This window comes from Chloroflexota bacterium, from assembly GCA_016197225.1.
In the GTDB taxonomy this organism is placed as follows: domain Bacteria; phylum Chloroflexota; class Anaerolineae; order Anaerolineales; family VGOW01; genus VGOW01.
This window is the reverse complement of the sequence record JACPWC010000094.1, coordinates 1-17402: the sequence shown is the minus strand read 5'-3', so window position 1 is coordinate 17402 and position 17402 is coordinate 1. Positions and strand designations below refer to the sequence as shown.

Sequence of the window (17402 nt, the reverse complement as noted above, 5' to 3'; positions counted from 1 at the left end):
CAGATTGGGTTCTGCGAAAATCTGCGTAATCTGTGGATAAACGAACACGACTGAGTAGTTTGGAGCGTTTATGCTTTCTTACAAGAAGATTGACCCGGACACCGCCGACTATGTGGCAATTGGCCCGGCGGATGAAGTGGGCAACGGCCAGCGCAAAATTGTAGAGATTGACGGGCAGGCTATAGCCGTATTCAACATTGCCGGGACGTTTTACGCCATTGCCGACGTGTGTTCGCACGACGACGGGCCGGTGGCGGAAGGGGAACTGAGCGGCTACGAGATCGAGTGTCCGCGCCACGGGGCGCACTTTGACGTGCGTTCGGGCAAGGTGTTGTCCTTCCCGGCGATTGTGGACATTCCTGCTTATCCAGTAAAAATTGAAGACGGCGAGTTGCTGGTGGGCTTGCCGCCGGAAAGTTAGAGTGCCTGATTCAAGAAAAGACCCTCAAGGTTTCTGAAACCTTGAGGGTCTTTTTTTGTTACGGACTTAGCTTCCAGTTCTGCGCGCCCCAGGTCATGCTTCCCCAGGTGCTCACGGTGTAGCCCGTTAGCTTGTCCGAGAAGCCGTAGCCATCCTGAAAGATGTAGAGATAAATCTGTGGCAGTTCATCAGAAATTGCCTGGCCGAGCTGGCAATAGGCCTCTTTGCGTTTCTCAAGATCAAAGGTGCTACCGGCGGCAGTAATGTCGGCGTCGGCGTTGGTATTGACCCAACGGAAGTAGTTGCCGCCGGAAGGGTTATCAGGCGACGGGATCTGATTTGATTGCCAGATATTTTCCACTTCGCCTTGCGGCTCGATGGTAAAGCCGCGATCAAAAATCAGCAGGTCGTAGTCGCCCACCTGGCGCGGCGAGCCGTCTTCGTAGGAGCCAAAGATGATCGAGAAGTCGTAGTTCTGAATGCGGGCTTCGACACCGATGGCTTTGAGATTCTCGACGATGAACTGTTCGGTGCGGTCGAGCGGCTCGTAGTTGGTGTAGCCCTGCAATTCGAGCGACAGGCGCGTGCCATCTTCGGCGTACTTTGCCCCCTGCGCCACGCGGATGCCGTCACTGCCCTCAACCCAACCGGCCTCCGCCAGCAGGCTCTTGGCGGCTTCGGGATCGAATCCATACTTGCGCGGAATGCTGCATTCGTACCAACCATACGCAAACGGGTTGGTGGACGGTTTGACCGAGCCGCGCATCACGTCGCGCACCAGCGTGTCGTAATCAATCGCGTGGGCAATGGCCTGCCGCACCCGGATGTCACCGAGGATGGGGTGGGGGGCGCTGGCCGAGGGGTCTTTGTCGAAAGGCTGGCTGAGATTGAAATCAATGGCCATGTTCCAGATACCGGGAACGAGCACCTGTTTGGCCTTGCCAGCCAGCAACGTATCATAGTCAGTTCGATCTTCGCCCGGCCAGAGATGCACTTGGGCGTCGCCCTGCAACATGAGCGCCGTTTGGGCGGCGGCTTCCGGGATGACGCGGAAGATCAACTTGTCGAGATACGGCTTGCCCGGCTCAAAATAATTCGGGTTGCGCTCGAGGGTGATGCTTTCGCCGGATTTCCAGTCGGCGAGAATAAACGGGCCGGCGCCGACCGGTTTGCGATTCCACTCCCAGTTTGCCATGTCGGCGGGCGCGCCGGTGGCGTGGCGCGGAAGCAGACCGTAGGCGAATTGCGAGAGGTAGCCGGGAGAGGGCGTCGAGTATTTCACGACGGCGGTAAGCTCGTCCGGCGTTTCGACGGACTCGATCAAAGCGAAGCCGCCGGTTCCGGCCAGCGCACCGGCGTCGGGATTCGAGATCGCCTCCCACGTAAATTTGATGTCGTCGGAGGTGAGCGGTTCGCCATCCGACCATTTGAGATCAGGCCTGAGCTTCCAGGTCACGGTGCTCAAATCCTCGGAGAGGCCGTCGTTGGCCTGGGTGGGCAGTTCGGCGGCCAGCACCGGAATGAACTCGCCTTTTTCGTCCACAGTGGTCAGGCCGGTCATGCTGGTAGCTTCAGCCACTTGCCGGACGATGGCGGCGTCGGCGGTGTAGTAGTTGAGGGTGGCGGGTTCTTCGGGAATGACGAGGGTGACGGTTCCCCCGGCGGCAGTCGCCTCGGAAGCAACAGTCGCTACCGGGGCCGGGGTTGGGGCTACGGTGGCGGCGCCTCCTGAGCCACAGGCAGTGGCGAGCAGGCTGAAGATCAAAATTAGTATCGCAAGTTTAAGTTTCATAGTCTCCTCCTATTTTGGATGAATGATGTACGGGTCGAGCGCGTCGCGCAAGCCGTCGCCGATGTAGTTGATGGACATGACGGTGATGAAGATCATGAGGCCGGGGAAGACGGCCAGCCAGGGGGCGCGGAAGACTTGCTTTTGGGCCGCCTCTAAAATGTTACCCCAGGTTGGCGTGGGCGGCTGGACGCCGAAGCCAAGATACGACAGGCCGGACTCGGTGATGATGGCGAAGGCCATTTGCAGGGTAGCGTTGACGAGGATGGGGCCGATGCAGTTGGGGAGGATGTGAAAGAAGATGAGTCGCCAATCGTCGGCGCCGAGAGCGCGCGAGGCGGCGACAAAGTCGCGCTCGCGGAGGACGAGGAAGAGGCCGCGCACAAGCCGGGCCGGCCACATCCACGACAGGGCGGCGATGATGACGATGACGACCAGGACGCTGTTCTTGAGCCAGGGGACTGGTTGATCGCGCAGAAAGGCGCCGAGGAGGATGAGGACGAAGATGGTGGGGAAGGTGAGGAAGGCGTCGGTGAGGCGCATGAGGAGGTTGTCGAGCCAGCCGCCATAGTAACCGGCGAGCGCGCCGACGATGACGCCGATGGTGAAGGTGAGCAGGGTGGAGAGCAGGCCAACGGCGAGCGAGATTTGCCCGCCGTAGAGGATGCGGGTGAAGATGTCGCGCCCCAGCTCGTCGGTGCCGAACCAGTGCTGGGCGCTGGGCGGCTTGAAGTATTCGGCGGGCTTCTGTTCGGTGGGGCTGTAGGAACTGAGCGGGGCAAACACCACGCTGGCGATCATTAGGCCGAGTGTGGCGACGGCTAAAACGGCGAGGCGGTGTTTGAGAAAGCGGCGCAGGATGAGGCGGCCAAGGCTTTCAGGTTCGGGAGGCGTTGCCGGGGATAGAGTGGCGACGGTTTCGGTCGTCATGGTTTAGCCGCTGTTATTCATATCGAACTCTCGGATCGAGCAGGCCGTAGAGCAGGTCGGCGAGCAGGTTGCAGGCGACGATGATGACGGCGTCAATCATCACCACAGCCAGCAGAACCGGGTAGTCGCGGCCATTGGCGGCGTCCCAAAAGAGGCGGCCCATGCCCGGCCAGGCAAAGATGGTTTCGACAAACAGCGCCCCGGCAAACACGGTGGGCAAATCAAGGGCCATCATGGTGACGAGCGGCAGGATGGCGTTGCGAAGCGCATGATCGTAATACACGAAGCGTTCCTGCAGGCCTTTGGCGCGCGCGGTGCGGATGTAGTCTTCGTGCAGAACGTCGAGCATGGTGGAGCGCAGAAAGCGCGAATACCAGGCCACCCAGCCAAACGAGAGGGCGACGACGGGCAGGACGAGATGCCAGGCCAGGTCGAGCCAGTCGTCTTCTTTGCCGGGCGTGTGCATACCGCCCAGTGGAAAGAAAGGCTCGCCGGTGAGCGGGTTTTTGAGGGCAACGTAGAAGATGAGAATCAAGCCGAGGCCGAGCCAGAAGACCGGAATGGACTGGCCGATAAAGGTGATGGTGGTGACGATGTAGTCGAATAATGAGTAAGGCTTGCGAGCAGAAAGCACACCGACGGGGACGGCGAGGAGAATGGTGAGGACAAAGCCTACGCCGGCGAGCAAGACCGTGTTGGGAATGCGCTCGGCAATCATCTCGGCGACGGGCCGGCGAAACTTGATCGAGTCGCCAAAGTCGCCTTCGAGGATGATCACCCCCAGCCATTTGATGTATTGCACCGGCAGGGGTCGGTTGAGGCCGAGTTTTACTTTGAGCCGTTCGATCTGCTCGGGGGTGACGTTGGGGTTACGCTGGGCGGCGGCCAGTGGCCCGCCGGGCGCGGCGCGCACCATGAAGAACAGCAGGGCGCTGAGGATGAACAGGATGGGAATGGCCTGCAGGAGGCGGCGAGTGGCGTAGGTGAGCATCTTGCAGAGTTACGCTTCGTACACGACCCGTCCATCACACACCGTCAGCACTGGTTTCACACTCGCCAACTGTTCGCTAGGAATGCTGAAGATGTCTTCGGACAACAACACCATATCGGCCAGATAACCGGCCTTCAGTTGCCCCTTTTGGCCTTCCTGAAATTCGGCGTAGGCGGCGTCGCGAGTGTAAGCGACGAGGGTGTTGGCCAGCGTCTGGCGTTGATCGGGCAGGCCGGCCTGCCACAGTTCGCGGTTGACGGCGGCGTTCACGCCGAGCATCGGGTTCTGGCTGACAACGGGCCAGTCACTGCCAAAGGTGAGCAGAGCGCCGGCCTCGCGCAAAGTTTGCCAGGCGAAACTGAGTCCCCAGCGCCGTAGCCCAACCCGCGACGGCCACACGTCGCCGGCCTGCGGCGAGAGCGGGTTATGCAGAGGTTGCATCGAGGCGATCACCTCGAGTTGTTTGAAGCGGCCTATATCATCCGGGTGAATCAATTCGACGTGTTCGACGCGGTGGCGGCTGTCGCGTTTGCCGTTGAGACGTTGAGCCGCCTCGTAGCCGTCCAGCACCCGCCGCACGGCCAGGTCGCCTGTGGCGTGAACCTTGATCTGAAAGCCGAGCCGGTCGGCTTCGACGGCCAGGCGGGTGAAGTGTTCGGGCGTAAAGTTGGCGTCACCGCAGGTGGCCGGGTTGTCGGCGTAAGGCTCCACCAGTAAGCCGGTGTACGCCTCGATCACGCCATCCATGAAAAACTTGACGCTTCCGGCGCGCACCATTTCCGATTGATATGCCTGACGGAACTTAACGGCGTCTTCTGCCAGCGCTTCAAACGGCGTGTGCGGCTTGATGTCGTAGGGCATGTAAACGCGCGCCGTAAGCTCACCCGCGTCTTCGAGGGCGGCGTAGAGCGCGGCCTCTTCCCAGTCGCAGTTCATGTTGTGAACGCTGGTCACGCCCAGTTCGGCGGCCTGCCGCAAGCCTTTGTGGAGCAGGGCGCGCTTGCGGGCGGCGTCGGGTTTGGGAAGCAGTTCGTGGATGGGGCCTTGCGCACCCTCACGCAATTCGCCCGTTGCCTCGCCGCGCTCGTCAAGCACGATCTCGCTATTGGGGCCGCACTCGCCGCCGTTGAAAATGCCCGCCAGTTTGAGGCCCAGCGTGTTGGCCCAGGCGGTGTGAAAGTCGTAAGCGGTGACGACGAGAGGCCGGTCGGCGATGATGGCGTCAAGATCGTGGCGAGTGAGAGGCTGATGGCCGGGGCCTAAGTTGTAACGAAGGCCGTAACCGTCCAACCAGGGACGGTTGGGGTGTTGCCTGACGAAGGCCTGGATGTGCTGCGCCATCGTCTCGTAGTCGGCGGCTCCTTCAAGCTGGATGCCGTCAAGCCTGAGCGAGCCGTGAAGGAAGTGGAAATGCGAATCAATGAAGCCGGGCATCAGAGTCCGGCCCTCAGCATCTACAACGCGAGTGCTGGAACCACGCCACCCCATCGCCTCGGCGGCTGAACCGGCGAAGACGATGCGGTTGCCTTTGACGGCTACCGCGTTCGCGTCGGCGCGAGGGTGATCGGGATCAGAGGTGAAGGATCGAGCGTTGGCAATGAGAAGGTCAGCAGTCTGAGCCATGTTTGTTCCAGAGAAATCTTCGGTTATTTCATCACCCGCAAAAAAACTTTGACCATGTCAGAGTCAAAGTGCGATCCGGCTTTGGTTTCCAGATAACGCGCCACTTCACTGTGAGTCCCGGCGGGGTGATAGGGCCGGGCGCTGGTCAGGGCGTCGTAAACGTCTACCACTGCCAGCAGGCGGCCTTCAACCGGAATCCCTTTGCCGCGCAGGCCGCGCGGGTAGCCCGTGCCGTCCCATCGTTCGTGATGATACAGGACGTAGGGAATTGTGTTTTGCAGATGGCTGATCTGCTGGAGAATTTTTGCGCCCACCACCGGATGTTGTTTCATCGTCGTCCATTCCGTGTCGGTGAGGGGGCCGCTTTTCTTGAGCACATATTCCGGCACAATAATCTTGCCAATGTCGTGAAGCCGCGCCCCGAATTCAAGATTGCGAAGATGCTCCAGCGGCCACTTGAGTTCTTCGCCCATGCGCCGGGCGTAAGTCGCCACTCGATCAATGTGGCCGTAAGTGTAAGGATCGCGGCCTTCAATGGTATTGGCAATGACGTTGACGGTTTCAAAGTACGCCAGGTCCATTTGCGCCCGTTGCACTTCGGCGGCGCGCAACAGGCGGGCGTTGATGATGGCCAGCAGTTCTTTGGGATCAATAGGCTTGGTAAGATAATCTTCGACGCCCAGTTGCCGCCCCATTTGAACAACGTCGTGCGAACTATTGCCGGTGAGAAAGACAAATGGAATAGCCAGCCAGGCCACATTCTGGCGCACAGCCTTGCAAAATTCAATGCCGTTCATCTCCGGCATGTTGACATCGGAGATGATGATGTCGGGTGTGGCATTTTGCAAAACTTTGAGGGCGGCCACGCCGTCGGCGGCCTGGTGGACGGTGTAATGCTCCAACTCCAGTGACCGGGCCAGAATTTCACGTGTGTCGGCGCTGTCGTCCACCAGCAAAATTTGCTTCATCCGAAACGGCATCGTCATAGTTGTTGGGGTTTCCTAAAAAGAGCGGGCGCTGAATGTCAGTTCCTTGCCAGCCGTTGATTGGCCGCCGGCAAGCCATGCCCCGGCGAGGCCGATGCTTCATGATGCGCCAACTTCCAACCCGACTCCGTCTTCTGGAAGGCGTTGCGAGCCTGAGCCTGCATGATGCGGCCAGTGTCGGTTGCCGACATATCAATGTTTTCAATGCACGTTACCCAGACGAGATCATCTTCGAAGGAAATTACTTCGTCTGACGGCCAAACGCGCACGGGGCCTTGATTGATGAAAATCGCCTCCCAGCTTTGTTGGATCGCTTCGTAGCCGGTGAGGGTTCGCCAGCCCGGATGAACGCACGTCACATGCGGCGCGTCCAACCACAAGCGGCGCATCGCGGCTATTTCGGCCAGCGAGAACACCCGATAGAACTGTGAATTGGCTGTTAGGATGACTTCAACAAGGTCGGACATGAGGGCAATTATAGCGTTATAATTTTGCAAATGGCTAAACCGACTATTTCCGAGCGCGCCGCCCAACTGCGGCGGGAATTGCAATTGCACAGTTATCATTACTACGTATTGTCTGCGCCCACCATCTCGGACGCTGAATACGACCGCCTCTTCCGGGAATTGCAACAGATCGAAGCTGATCACCCGGAACTGGCGACGCCGGACTCGCCTACGCAACGCGTCGGGGGCGCCGTCTCTGAAAAATTCCCCAAGGTGGCCCACCCGGCCCCCATCCTCAGCCTGAGCAATGCCTTCAACAGCGACGATGTCCGGGCCTGGTTTGAGCGCCTCCTCAAACTGGACGAGCGGGTTCAGGGAGCCGCCTTTGTGGTCGAACCCAAGATTGACGGCCTGACCGTCGTTTTGCATTACGAGAACGGTTTGTTTGTCAAAGGGGCCACCCGCGGCGACGGCGATACCGGCGAAGACATCACGCCTAACTTGCGAACGATCAAAGCACTGCCTCTGCGCGTGCCGGTCGAGGGCAAGGCCAGGCCGCCCAAGCGGCTGGTGGCGCGCGGCGAAGCCGTGATCTTCATCCAGGATTTTGAAAAGATGAATGCCGAACTGGCGGCGGCGGGCAAGAAGACATTCGTCAACCCGCGCAACACAGCCTCCGGCCAACTGCGCCAACTCGATCCGGGCCTGACGGCAACGCGGCCCATTTCGCTGATGTGCTACGCTATTGTGGACGCCGAGGGCGTGAAGCCAAAGACTCAGTGGGAGGCGCTGGAACTGCTCCGGGCGCTGGGCTTCCCGGTTGCGAACGTCGCTAAAAAATTCTCGACGCTCGACAAGGCCATCGCCTACTGCGAGTCCTGGGCCGACAAGCGCGACACGCTTGAATATGAAATTGACGGCATGGTGATCAAGATTGACGACCTGCAATTGGCCGCCGACCTGGGCGTGGTGGGCAAAGACCCGCGCGGGGCAGTTGCCTTCAAGTTCCCGGCCCGCGAGGTGACGACGACCCTCAACGACATTGGCGTGAACGTGGGCCGAACGGGCGTGCTCACGCCTTATGCTATCCTTGAGCCGGTGGAAGTCGGCGGGGTGACGGTGCGGCAGGCCACCCTGCATAACTTCGATTACATCGCCGAGAAAGATATTCGGCTGGGCGACCGCGTTTTGCTCAAACGCGCGGGTGACGTCATTCCCTATGTCATCGGCCCGGTTGTCGAAGCGCGAAAAGGGAACGAGAAAAAATACAGGCCGCCCAGGAAATGCCCGACGTGCGGCGAGCCAGTGGAACGGGCCGAGGACGAAGTAGCCTTGTACTGCATCAACGCTTCCTGTCCCGATCAACTGATTCGCAACCTTGAGCATTTTGGCGGGCGCGGCCCGATGGACATCGACGGTTTTGGTATTAAGATCGCCGAGCAGGCTGTGGCCGCCGGACTGGTGAAAGATGTGGCCGATGTCTTTTCGCTGACCGCCGAGAAGTTGCTGACGCTCGAGGGCTTTGCCGAGAAGAAAGCCGAGAACATTCTGGCGGCAATTGACGCCGCCCGAACCCGGCCCTTGCAACGAGTCATCGCCGCGCTTGGAATTCGGGGCGTGGGCGAAGTGTCGGCGGGCGACCTGGCCGCGCATTTTGGCTCGCTCGACGCTTTGCAGAAAGCCGACGCCGAAGCTCTGGAGCAGATCGAAGGCGTGGGGCCGAACACGGCGGCGGCCATCGTGGACTGGTTCAGCCAGCCCAACAACAAACGCCTGCTGGAAAAATTGAAGAAGGCCAAAGTGTGGCCGAAGGCCGAAATCAAAAAAGTTGCGGCCGGCCCATTCCTTGACAAAACATTTGTCATCACCGGAACCTTGCCTACAATGAGCCGTGAGCAGGCCAAAGCCTTTATCGAAGAACACGGCGGCAAGGTGACCGACAGCGTGAGCAAGAAAACGGATTACCTGGTGGTGGGCGAAGCGGCCGGCAGTAAACTGGCAAAAGCGCAATCGCTCGGCATCAAAATTCTGGACGAGATCGGGTTGAGGGCGCTAGCGCAGAGTCGCTAGAAGTTGCTGTCGCGTGAATTATCAATTTGCGCTACAGTATTTTTTGGAGGGGAGACTACCTTAATGGACTGGAAGGCAACCGACGGCCTGACCGAACGTGTGAATGCCTGGCTACAACGGGTGAAAGACATCAAAGAGGCTGACTTGTATTTTTTCAATCAGCCGGTTGACGAATTGAACGGCAATGCACGAGCCATCGTGCATGGCCGTGAGATGTTGATGTTTGCTTCGTATAGCTACCTGGGACTGCTGGGACATCCGCGCATCAACGAGGCCGCCAAGGCCGCCATTGACAAGTATGGCACAGGCACGCATGGAGTGCGCATGTTAGCCGGGACGCTCTCGCTCCACGAAGAACTGGAAACGACCATTGCCGGCTTCAAGCACGCCGAGGCGGCTGTCACCTTTTCAAGCGGCTACGTAACCAACCTGACTGCCGTCTCGACGCTGGTGGGGCGGCACGACACGGTGATTTGCGACAAGTTGAACCATGCCAGCATCGTGGACGGCTGTTTGCTGTCGGGCGCAAAGTTCGTCCGCTTCAAGCACAACGACATGAGTGACCTGGAGCGCGTTCTGGGACGGTGCGACTCGGGCGGCGTTAAGCTGGTGGTGGTGGACGCCGTTTTTAGCATGGATGGCGACATCATTGACTTGCCCCGGCTGGTCGAGCTTTGCCAAAAATACAAAGCCTGGTTGATGGTGGACGAAGCGCACTCGGTGGGCGTGCTCGGCAAGACCGGGAGCGGCATCGAGGAGCATTTTGGACTGGGCGATGTCATTGACATCAAAATGGGCACCTTGAGCAAAACCATCCCCAGCGTGGGCGGCTACCTGGCCGGGCGCAAAGACCTCATTCACATGTTCAAGCATGCCTCGCGGGCCTTCATCTTTTCGGCGGCCCTGCCGCCGGCCCAGGCCGCCGCCGCCAAAGCCGCCTTTGAAGTGATCGCCGACGAGCCGGAGCGGGTGGAAAATTTGAACCGCAACACCCGGCACTTCATGAGCGGCCTCAAACAGATCGGCTTCGACACCATGAGAACCGAAACCGCCATCGTGCCTGTCCTGTGCGGCGAAGATGAGCGCGCTTATCAAATGGTTCAACATTGCCAGCATCACGACATTTTTGTTATGCCAGTCGTGTCTCCGGCGGTGCCGCAGGGCCTGGCGCGCCTGCGCTCCACGGTGACGGCGGGCCACACCTCACAAGAGATTGAGCGGGCGCTGGATGTGTTTGAGATGGCGGGCAAGCAGATCGGGATCATTTGAACGAACCGACTCTCTTCCTCAAACCGGAGCGCGAAAAAGCCCTCCTGCGCCGCCATCCCTGGGTGTTCGCCGGGGCAACCGCCAACGTGACGGGAAACCCGGCCTCTGGCGACACCCTCGTCGTTCGTTCGGCGGGCGGCAAGTTTTTGGCCCGCGCCGCCTACAGCCCCAACTCACAAATCGTCGCCCGCGTTTGGACGTGGGACGAACCAACTGCCGTTGATGAAGCCCTCTTTCGCCAACGCATTGAAAAAGCGATTGCGGGCCGCGCTTCACTTGAAGCAACTACCTCTGCGCTCCGCTGGGTGAGCGCCGAGAGCGATGGCTTGCCCGGCGTGGTTGTAGATCGCTACGCCGACTTTGCGGTGTGCCAGTTTCTGTCTGCCGGAGCCGAGAAGTGGAAAGAAACTGTTGCCCAAACAGTGGCGGCCCAACCTGGAATCAAGGGTGTGTTCGAGCGATCAGATGTGGACGTGCGTGAGAAGGAAGGCCTGCCGCCAGTCACCGGAATTCTGACCGGGAGTCCGCCGCCCGACCTGATCGAAATTCAGGAGGGCGCTTGCCGGTTTGTAGTGGACGTGTATCGCGGCCACAAGACCGGATTTTATCTTGATCAGCGCGACAATCGGGCTTTGGTAGCGACTTATGCCGAAGGCCGCCCTCGGCCCCGGCGCTGGAACTGGCGCGGCAAAATGTTGAACGCAACGGCCTGGATGACTCGAAAGTTGAAAATGTTGTTGGCGACGTGTTTCACGTTCTGCGTCAATACCGCGACCGAGGCCGCCAGTTCGACTTGATCATCCTTGACCCGCCCAAGTTCGCCGAGTCGCGAATCCAGATCGAAGGCGCGACTCGCGGCTACAAAGACATCAACCTGCTGGCCTTCAAACTGCTCAAGCCGGGCGGCATCCTGTTCACGTTTTCGTGTTCGGGGCTGATCGAACCGGAACTGTTTCAGAAAGTGGTGGCCGGCGCGGCGCTCGACTCGGGCCGCGAGGCGCAAATCATCCAGCGCCTCACCCAGGCCAGTGATCATCCGGTGGCGCTGAATTTTCCGGAGGGAGAGTATCTAAAAGGATTGGTGTGCAGGGTGTGGTCGTGAATCAAAAGCCGACGAGAGAGACCTCGTCGGCTTTTGCGTTGGTGGAGATGGCGGGAGTCGAACCCGCGTCCGAATGACTCGACAGCAGATATCTACAAGCTTAGCCCGCCTATTTTAGCCTTAGCAGTTGCTCCCCGGCAGACAGGGTTGGGCAACCGCCGCTCCTCTGGAGTCCAAAGACCCCTCTTTCACCAGGCTAGAGAAATTACCCGGTGGCACTCCGGCTTTTGTGTCGCCTGGGGCCCGCGCGGTCGGAGGCGCTCGGGGCAGACGGACCCTGGTTTACAGGGTCAGGCTCTTAACTTGCGGAGATTAGGCCGCGAGCGGGAGAGCCGCGTAAGCATTGGTGCGGTTGGCACTTAAGCTTGTGCTCTGATTTTACGGGGTCGGAGCCTCCCGGCTTGCAATCCGATGCCAGCCTCATCCGTCGAAGCCTGTCATCCCCAGATTGTGTTTTGATTTTACCACATAGACTTCCGAGATCCGCTTCGCGAGATTTCGGAAGTCTCACCAACAATTACCACACGCCATCAGGAAAAGTTGAGGTTTCGGCGTTCTGGCCGACCCGTTTGTACATCGTCACCCCGGTGAACGGCTCGCCCAAAATTCCATCGTGAATGGCCCAACTCCGGCCCCGGATGCTGTGGACGGCCTCGGGCTGACGAAAGACGGTTGAACCGTCGAGGCGGGGGATAAGGTCGCCGCCCGGCGAGAATCGGGTGTTGAGGCTTTGCATCCAGCGCCGTCCCTGTTGATAAGCAAAGCCGTAACGTTCAAAAATCACGGCGTTGTGGTAGGACAGCGGCTCCACAAAATACATCTCGTGGCCCAGCCGTTTGGCAAAATCCTCAAAACACTCCATTGCATTTCGCAAAATCCGCAGGCCGCGCCTGATCTGCCCGGGGGCCAAGCCGGCCTGCATGGCCCCCGCCTCGGCCTCAACATTGCGCTTGAAAACGCCGAAATGCGTTTTGCTACCATCCGGCATTTTATCCACCTCAAAGCGCGGGCCATCCGGATCGTTGATGACCGCGAGCAGAACATGGAGCTGCTGGCTGATCGTGTCGGTAATGTGAAAATACATTAGCGGATCGCGGGCGCTGTGCTGATGATAGAGCGCCAGCTCGACGGCGGTAGTGCCGGGCGGCCCGGCCCAGACCAGCAACGGGCGGCCCTGATCGTCGGCCAGAGTCTGCGGGTTGAGGCTATAGCGTTCCAGCAGGGCAGGGGGGATCAACATTCGCGCATAGTCAAGGCGCTCTTCGAGCGAAAGCTTGTTCAAGCCGCCGATGGAGTGAATGTCCTGGTCGGTCATCACCGCTCCTTCTGTCCAAGCGCACGCGCCATGTCACGCTCGCTCTCGCGTTTGGCAATCGTCTGCCGCTTGTCGTACTGACGCTTGCCTTTGGCCAGAGCAACCGTCACTTTGGCCCGCCCCTTTGAGAGATGCACATCAAGCGGCACAACCGTGTATCCTTTGAGCTTTACTTTCTCCATCAGCTTGCCGATCTCTTTACGATGCAGGAGCAACTTGCGCGGGCGAAGCGGATCGTGGTTCTGTTTGGCCGCCGGGTCGTAAATGCTGATGTGGGCATTGATCAGCCACACTTCGCGTTGATCAACCCGGACGTAAGCCTCGCGCAGTTGAATTCGCCCTTCGCGGATTGATTTGATCTCACTGCCGCGCAGGGCAATACCAGCCTCGAACTTATCTTCTATAAAGTAGTCGTGCGTCGCCTTTCGGTTGGAGGCGAGAACTTTGTTGTCGTCGCTCATGATCAAGGTAATGACTGCAAATACTCGACGGCCCGGTTCAGTTCCGGGTCGGAGCCGTCGGCGCCGGGTTGAATTTCAATGTCAGGTTTGAGTCCAAGGCCGTCAATGCCGGTGTGGTTGGGCGTGTACCAGCGGGCGTTAGTCACATGAATGGACGAGCCGTCGGAAAGGGTGAAGATCAGTTGCACCGAGCCTTTGCCAAAACTCGTCTGGCCGATGAGGGGGCTGCGGCCCCGGTCGCGAAGCGCGCCGGCCAGAATCTCGGCGGCGCTGGCCGTGCCCCCATTAATGATCACGGTCAGGGGCAGGTCGGCGGCGACCCCTTTGCCGGGCGCGGTGTAAGTCTGCTCGGCTTCGCCGCGCCGGTCTTCAATCATCACCACGCCGCCATCCAGAAACAAGTAGGCGGTGTTGATGGCCGAGTCGAGCAGGCCGCCGCCGTTGCCGCGCAGGTCGAGCACAATGCTCGCCACCCCTTTGGCCTGCAAGTCGTCGAGCGCCCGTTGTACTTCCAGAGGCGTCTTGTCGCTGAATCGGCTGACCGATACCAGGCCGATTGTCGAGTCCTGTTCCAGCGCCCGCCAAGTGACGGAGGGGATCTCAAAGTTCTGCCGCTTGAGTTTGAAGTCGCGCAAGGCGTCGCTTTGCTGGATGGTGACCGTCACTTCCGTATCCACTGGCCCGCGAATTAACGCTGAGACTTCGTCGAGTGAGGTTTCGGGGGTGATGGTTTGGCCGTCAATGGCGACCAAGACATCCCCTTCCTGAATCCCGGCCACAGCCGCCGGCAAGTCGGGGAAAGGAGAAATGACGATGACCCCTGCTTCGTCGCGGCGTAAATTTACCCCAATACCGCCAAACTCACCTTGCAAGGATTGTGTTTCAAGTTCCTGCGCTGGCGGCTCCAGAAAAATTGTGTACCGGTCGCCTAAGCTTGTAAGCAGGCCTCGTATCAGGCCGTACTCCAGTTGCGTATCGGTCGGCATTTGCCCTTGAAAGTTGGTGTCTACGATGTTGTGGACTTCGGCCAATAACGGGTAGCGCTCATCTCGCGCGGTCTGATTTCTTTCCACTGCCGCTCGCGTGAAGTAGCCGGCGAAGTAGGTCGTGGTGAAGGCAATGGCGGTGACGAGGATGTAAGAAGCCAGGAAGAACCAGTTTTGTTTTTGGCGCATAAGTTTGAGAAGTATAGCACGTCAAACGACTACAACCGACGTGCCGCGAGCTTCAACAAGAGGCTGGCCGGCAGGCGCAACCGGCAACACCCAACGATAAAGCCATTTGGCGTCCTGGGGCAGGACGTTGATGCACCCGTGACTCCAGGGGCGGCCATAGTCGTTGTGCCAGTAGGTGCCATGAATGGCGATGCCGCCGTTGAAGTAGCTCACCCAGGGCACGCCGGGCAAATCATAAGCATCGTCGGCGGCCCCGTCGCCGGCGGCCATGTGGCGAGTGGGTCGCTTGCGATCAATCACGTAATCGCCAAGCGGCGTCCGGAAATCTTTGTCAATGCCGAACACGCCGCCGGAGGATGTTCGCGTTTTGAACACAACCTGGCCGTTTTCGAGCGCGGCGATGGTTTGGGCCGTCGTGTCAATCAGGATGGTTTTATCTTTCACCCCAGGTGAGATCGGCGAAATCTCGTCTGGGGGAATAACGCGAACGGTGGACGATGGAACGTAGTAACTGTTGTCGTAGCGTTCGTCCCAGAGTTCGTACCACACCCGGCCATCCCGATCCTGACGCGATTGACGAATCCAGTAAGTTGAACCGTAGTAGAGGCGATACCGTTCCGTCGAAAGGTAGCCGGGCCTGGCTCGGGCCACGACAGACGGAACCGTAACCTCACCTAGAGTCAAATCGGAGATGGCGGCGGGCAGGTTGGGGCGAATGGCGACCGGCTGGACGTTGGTCGAGTGAATGAAGCCGTCCCGCGTCTGATACCATTTCTTGTTGTAGGCGTCTGCATCCTGGCCTTCAACTTCTTCATAGATCGGCAGGACTGTTTCCAAATCATAAAGCGCCACGGTGCGCCCGTAAACCGATGGGCGGCTGTAGACGGTGAGGTAAACAAAAATCACCCGGCCCCAAAAGATCGGCTCAGGCTGGTCGTCCAGAGGCAAAGGCTTGAAGGCCAGACCTAGCGCCGAAAGGGACGATAGCCGTAAAAAGTTGCGGCGAGAGAGGGGAGCGGACACGCGAAAAGTATATCACTTTGCGCTGTTCACTTTTGCTTACTTGGCCTGGCCCGGCACGGGTTGGCCGCCGGAAGGGTGGGGGGCCAAATAACCGTTCAGCGATTGCGGTTTTAGCCTGCGCAGGCTTGGCCCTGCATTGCTGCGATTTCAATCGCCGAGGGCCAAAACGGGCACTCAGATTCTGTGGCCTGGTTGACAAGCTGAACAATCGGGGCTATTATTGTGGTGTTGATAAGTATCATTATCACAACCACAAAATCGGAGCCAGATTATGCCAACCTCAACCCTCCAGGCCGCCGCCGAACGCTATCTTCGCATCGTAGCCGACAGCCGCAGTGAAAGCACACACCGCGCTTACGCCCAGGCCGTTCACAAGTTCCTCGCCACTTTGAAAAAGCACGGGATGAATAGTGACACAATGGCCCCTGCCGAGACCTCTTCAGAGTGGCTGGGCTGGTACGTCACGGCCCTGAAGCCTTATGCCCCGGCCACCGAGAGCCTCTTTCTCACTGCCATCATCGGCTTCTACGAATACCTCCAGGCCGAAGAAAACGCACCCATCAACCTGACGCAGGTTCACACCATCCTCAAACGCCGACAACGAAAAGTTGCGCCTCGGCTACCCCAGTTTCCTCGTGAACAAATTGAACAGGTGGCAGATTATGTCAATTCGATGGCTTCGACTCCATCGAAAGACGAGCGCGAATGGTTGCGCCGCCTCCGTGACCGGGCCTTTATCTGCACATTGGCCGACACCGGTCTTCGCATCTCCGAGGCCTGCCGCCTGACGCGCGGCCAGATTGACTGGGCAGAGAATCGGGCCATCGTCATCATCAAAGGTGACCGCGAAAGCGTGGTGCGCTTCTCAACGCGGGCGCTATCGGCCATCAAGACCTACCTCAACGCGCGGGCTGAACTGGACGGCGGCACAGGCCGCGCCCTCAGTTCCCTGCCGATCTTCGCCCGCCACGACGACGGCGCCGGCAAAAAAGTTTTACGGTTGAATACGGTTGGGGCAAGAGAGATTGTGGATCGGGCTGTGGTGGGCGCGCTGGGCGAGGAGGCCAAAGGAACCATCACCCCACACTCGTTCCGCCATTACTTCGTCACGGTCGTGTTACGGGCTTCGGGCGGCAACCTCAAGCTGGCTCAAGAGTTGGCCCGGCACAAAAACATCGCCATCACTCAGCGTTACGCTCATCTATCGGATGATGATTTGGATCGCGACTACTACCAGATTTTCAATCAAAACAAAAATCGGTAATCCCCCCACCCTACCCCGGCATCCGGGCTGAGGCCAGCTCGACAATACGAGTCACCACCTGATTGTAGGTCAGCCCGCAGGCTCTGGCGCTTGTCATCAGCGCCGAAGTGTAGTCAATGTCCGGGTTGGGATTGATGTCCAGGATTTGCGGCTCATCGCCCAGCATCCGTAGATCGATCCGGCCATAATCGCTGAGTTGAAACGCCTTGTAAGCCGCAAGCGCCGTCGCCTTGAGTTTCTCCACCAGCAACCCGTCACCGGCTGGCAGAGGACAAAGCAGTTTGATCTCTTTGTAGCCGCGAGAGTCGCCATCGTACTTCCACTGGTAGGTGTACAGCCGGTCGTGCAAGTCAGTGAAAACCGAGTAATCATATTCCACCGGCGGCAGGATTTCAGGGTTGCCGTTGCCCAGGATGCCAACGTGAAACTCCCGCGAGTCTAAAAACGGCTCGACGAGCGAGTCGTCATTGTACTGTTCGCGCACCTAAGCCACCCGCCGGGCTAGCTGAGCCGTATCGTGGACAATGGAATCGTGTT

At 59.1% G+C, this 17402-nt stretch carries 15 protein-coding genes, 1 other RNA gene and 1 pseudogene; 5 read left to right on the top strand and 12 right to left on the bottom strand.

Annotated elements, in window-relative coordinates:
* The first annotated feature begins 70 nt into the window (after positions 1–70).
* On the top strand, positions 71–421 hold the full coding sequence (locus HYZ49_16175; protein MBI3243821.1) for a non-heme iron oxygenase ferredoxin subunit: 351 nt from the start codon (positions 71–73) through the stop codon (positions 419–421).
* 58 nt (positions 422–479) lie between these two features.
* Here the strand turns inward: HYZ49_16175 and HYZ49_16170 are convergent, their stop codons facing one another.
* The 6 genes from HYZ49_16170 to HYZ49_16145 are packed head-to-tail and all read right to left on the bottom strand — an operon-like array spanning position 480 to position 7207.
* A complete protein-coding gene (locus HYZ49_16170; protein MBI3243820.1) occupies positions 480–2213 on the bottom strand; it encodes a peptide ABC transporter substrate-binding protein in 1734 nt (577 codons plus the stop codon).
* 9 nt (positions 2214–2222) lie between these two features.
* Entirely contained in the window at positions 2223–3140 is a 918-nt protein-coding gene (locus tag HYZ49_16165) for an ABC transporter permease (protein MBI3243819.1), read from the bottom strand.
* A 13-nt stretch (positions 3141–3153) separates the two neighbouring features.
* Entirely contained in the window at positions 3154–4131 is a 978-nt protein-coding gene (locus HYZ49_16160; GenBank protein MBI3243818.1) for an ABC transporter permease, read from the bottom strand.
* Positions 4132–4140: 9 nt separating this feature from the next.
* Positions 4141–5754 carry an amidohydrolase gene (locus HYZ49_16155; GenBank protein MBI3243817.1) on the bottom strand — a complete coding sequence of 538 codons (1614 nt, stop codon included), beginning with the start codon at positions 5752–5754 and terminating at the stop codon, positions 4141–4143.
* 23 nt (positions 5755–5777) lie between these two features.
* Positions 5778–6740: a response regulator gene (locus tag HYZ49_16150; protein ID MBI3243816.1), complete on the bottom strand. Its 963-nt coding sequence runs from the start codon at positions 6738–6740 to the stop codon at positions 5778–5780.
* A 38-nt stretch (positions 6741–6778) separates the two neighbouring features.
* The gene (locus HYZ49_16145) at positions 6779–7207 is read right to left on the bottom strand and encodes a nuclear transport factor 2 family protein (GenBank protein ID MBI3243815.1); all 429 of its coding nucleotides are present in this window, start codon (positions 7205–7207) and stop codon (positions 6779–6781) included.
* A 30-nt stretch (positions 7208–7237) separates the two neighbouring features.
* Between HYZ49_16145 and ligA the strand changes: the two genes are divergently transcribed.
* The 3 genes and pseudogenes from ligA to HYZ49_16130 all read left to right on the top strand — a co-directional run bounded on the left by ligA (position 7238) and on the right by HYZ49_16130 (position 11627).
* On the top strand, positions 7238–9256 hold the full coding sequence (gene ligA / locus HYZ49_16140; protein MBI3243814.1) for an NAD-dependent DNA ligase LigA: 2019 nt from the start codon (positions 7238–7240) through the stop codon (positions 9254–9256).
* Between the two features lie 63 nt (positions 9257–9319).
* Entirely contained in the window at positions 9320–10525 is a 1206-nt protein-coding gene (locus HYZ49_16135; GenBank protein ID MBI3243813.1) for an aminotransferase class I/II-fold pyridoxal phosphate-dependent enzyme, read from the top strand.
* A pseudogene (locus HYZ49_16130) lies at positions 10522–11627 on the top strand (class I SAM-dependent methyltransferase). The gene HYZ49_16135 and the pseudogene HYZ49_16130 overlap by 4 nt, the downstream one beginning before the upstream one ends.
* Before the next feature lie 39 nt (positions 11628–11666).
* Here HYZ49_16130 and ssrA read toward each other — a convergent pair.
* The 5 genes from ssrA to HYZ49_16105 form a co-directional block, all read right to left on the bottom strand.
* Positions 11667–12072, bottom strand: a transfer-messenger RNA (tmRNA) gene (ssrA, locus tag HYZ49_16125).
* Between the two features lie 72 nt (positions 12073–12144).
* On the bottom strand, positions 12145–12942 hold the full coding sequence (locus HYZ49_16120) for a hypothetical protein (GenBank protein MBI3243812.1): 798 nt from the start codon (positions 12940–12942) through the stop codon (positions 12145–12147).
* Positions 12942–13403: an SsrA-binding protein SmpB gene (smpB, locus tag HYZ49_16115; protein ID MBI3243811.1), complete on the bottom strand. Its 462-nt coding sequence runs from the start codon at positions 13401–13403 to the stop codon at positions 12942–12944. Before smpB ends, HYZ49_16120 begins: the two co-directional genes overlap by 1 nt.
* Before the next feature lie 2 nt (positions 13404–13405).
* Positions 13406–14578 (bottom strand): S41 family peptidase, encoded by a 1173-nt coding sequence (locus HYZ49_16110; GenBank protein MBI3243810.1) that lies wholly within the window; start codon positions 14576–14578, stop codon positions 13406–13408.
* Between the two features lie 21 nt (positions 14579–14599).
* Entirely contained in the window at positions 14600–15601 is a 1002-nt protein-coding gene (locus tag HYZ49_16105; protein ID MBI3243809.1) for a L,D-transpeptidase, read from the bottom strand.
* 271 nt (positions 15602–15872) lie between these two features.
* On the opposite strand from HYZ49_16105, the gene HYZ49_16100 reads away from it, so the two are divergent.
* On the top strand, positions 15873–16865 hold the full coding sequence (locus tag HYZ49_16100) for a tyrosine-type recombinase/integrase (protein MBI3243808.1): 993 nt from the start codon (positions 15873–15875) through the stop codon (positions 16863–16865).
* Positions 16866–16875: 10 nt separating this feature from the next.
* Here HYZ49_16100 and HYZ49_16095 read toward each other — a convergent pair whose 3' ends face one another.
* Positions 16876–17349: a hypothetical protein gene (locus HYZ49_16095; GenBank protein MBI3243807.1), complete on the bottom strand. Its 474-nt coding sequence runs from the start codon at positions 17347–17349 to the stop codon at positions 16876–16878.
* Positions 17350–17402 lie beyond the last annotated feature (53 nt).

Bases quoted from the DNA above. Each gene is read 5' to 3' on its own strand.
- HYZ49_16175 (MBI3243821.1), top strand. From the start codon at position 71: ATGCTTTCTTACAAGAAGATTGACCCGGACACCGCCGACTATGTGGCA.
- HYZ49_16170 (MBI3243820.1), bottom strand. From the start codon at position 2,213: ATGAAACTTAAACTTGCGATACTAATTTTGATCTTCAGCCTGCTCGCC.
- HYZ49_16165 (MBI3243819.1), bottom strand. From the start codon at position 3,140: ATGACGACCGAAACCGTCGCCACTCTATCCCCGGCAACGCCTCCCGAA.
- HYZ49_16160 (MBI3243818.1), bottom strand. From the start codon at position 4,131: ATGCTCACCTACGCCACTCGCCGCCTCCTGCAGGCCATTCCCATCCTG.
- HYZ49_16155 (MBI3243817.1), bottom strand. From the start codon at position 5,754: ATGGCTCAGACTGCTGACCTTCTCATTGCCAACGCTCGATCCTTCACC.
- HYZ49_16150 (MBI3243816.1), bottom strand. From the start codon at position 6,740: ATGACGATGCCGTTTCGGATGAAGCAAATTTTGCTGGTGGACGACAGC.
- HYZ49_16145 (MBI3243815.1), bottom strand. From the start codon at position 7,207: ATGTCCGACCTTGTTGAAGTCATCCTAACAGCCAATTCACAGTTCTAT.
- ligA (MBI3243814.1), top strand. From the start codon at position 7,238: ATGGCTAAACCGACTATTTCCGAGCGCGCCGCCCAACTGCGGCGGGAA.
- HYZ49_16135 (MBI3243813.1), top strand. From the start codon at position 9,320: ATGGACTGGAAGGCAACCGACGGCCTGACCGAACGTGTGAATGCCTGG.
- HYZ49_16120 (MBI3243812.1), bottom strand. From the start codon at position 12,942: ATGACCGACCAGGACATTCACTCCATCGGCGGCTTGAACAAGCTTTCG.
- smpB (MBI3243811.1), bottom strand. From the start codon at position 13,403: ATGAGCGACGACAACAAAGTTCTCGCCTCCAACCGAAAGGCGACGCAC.
- HYZ49_16110 (MBI3243810.1), bottom strand. From the start codon at position 14,578: ATGCGCCAAAAACAAAACTGGTTCTTCCTGGCTTCTTACATCCTCGTC.
- HYZ49_16100 (MBI3243808.1), top strand. From the start codon at position 15,873: ATGCCAACCTCAACCCTCCAGGCCGCCGCCGAACGCTATCTTCGCATC.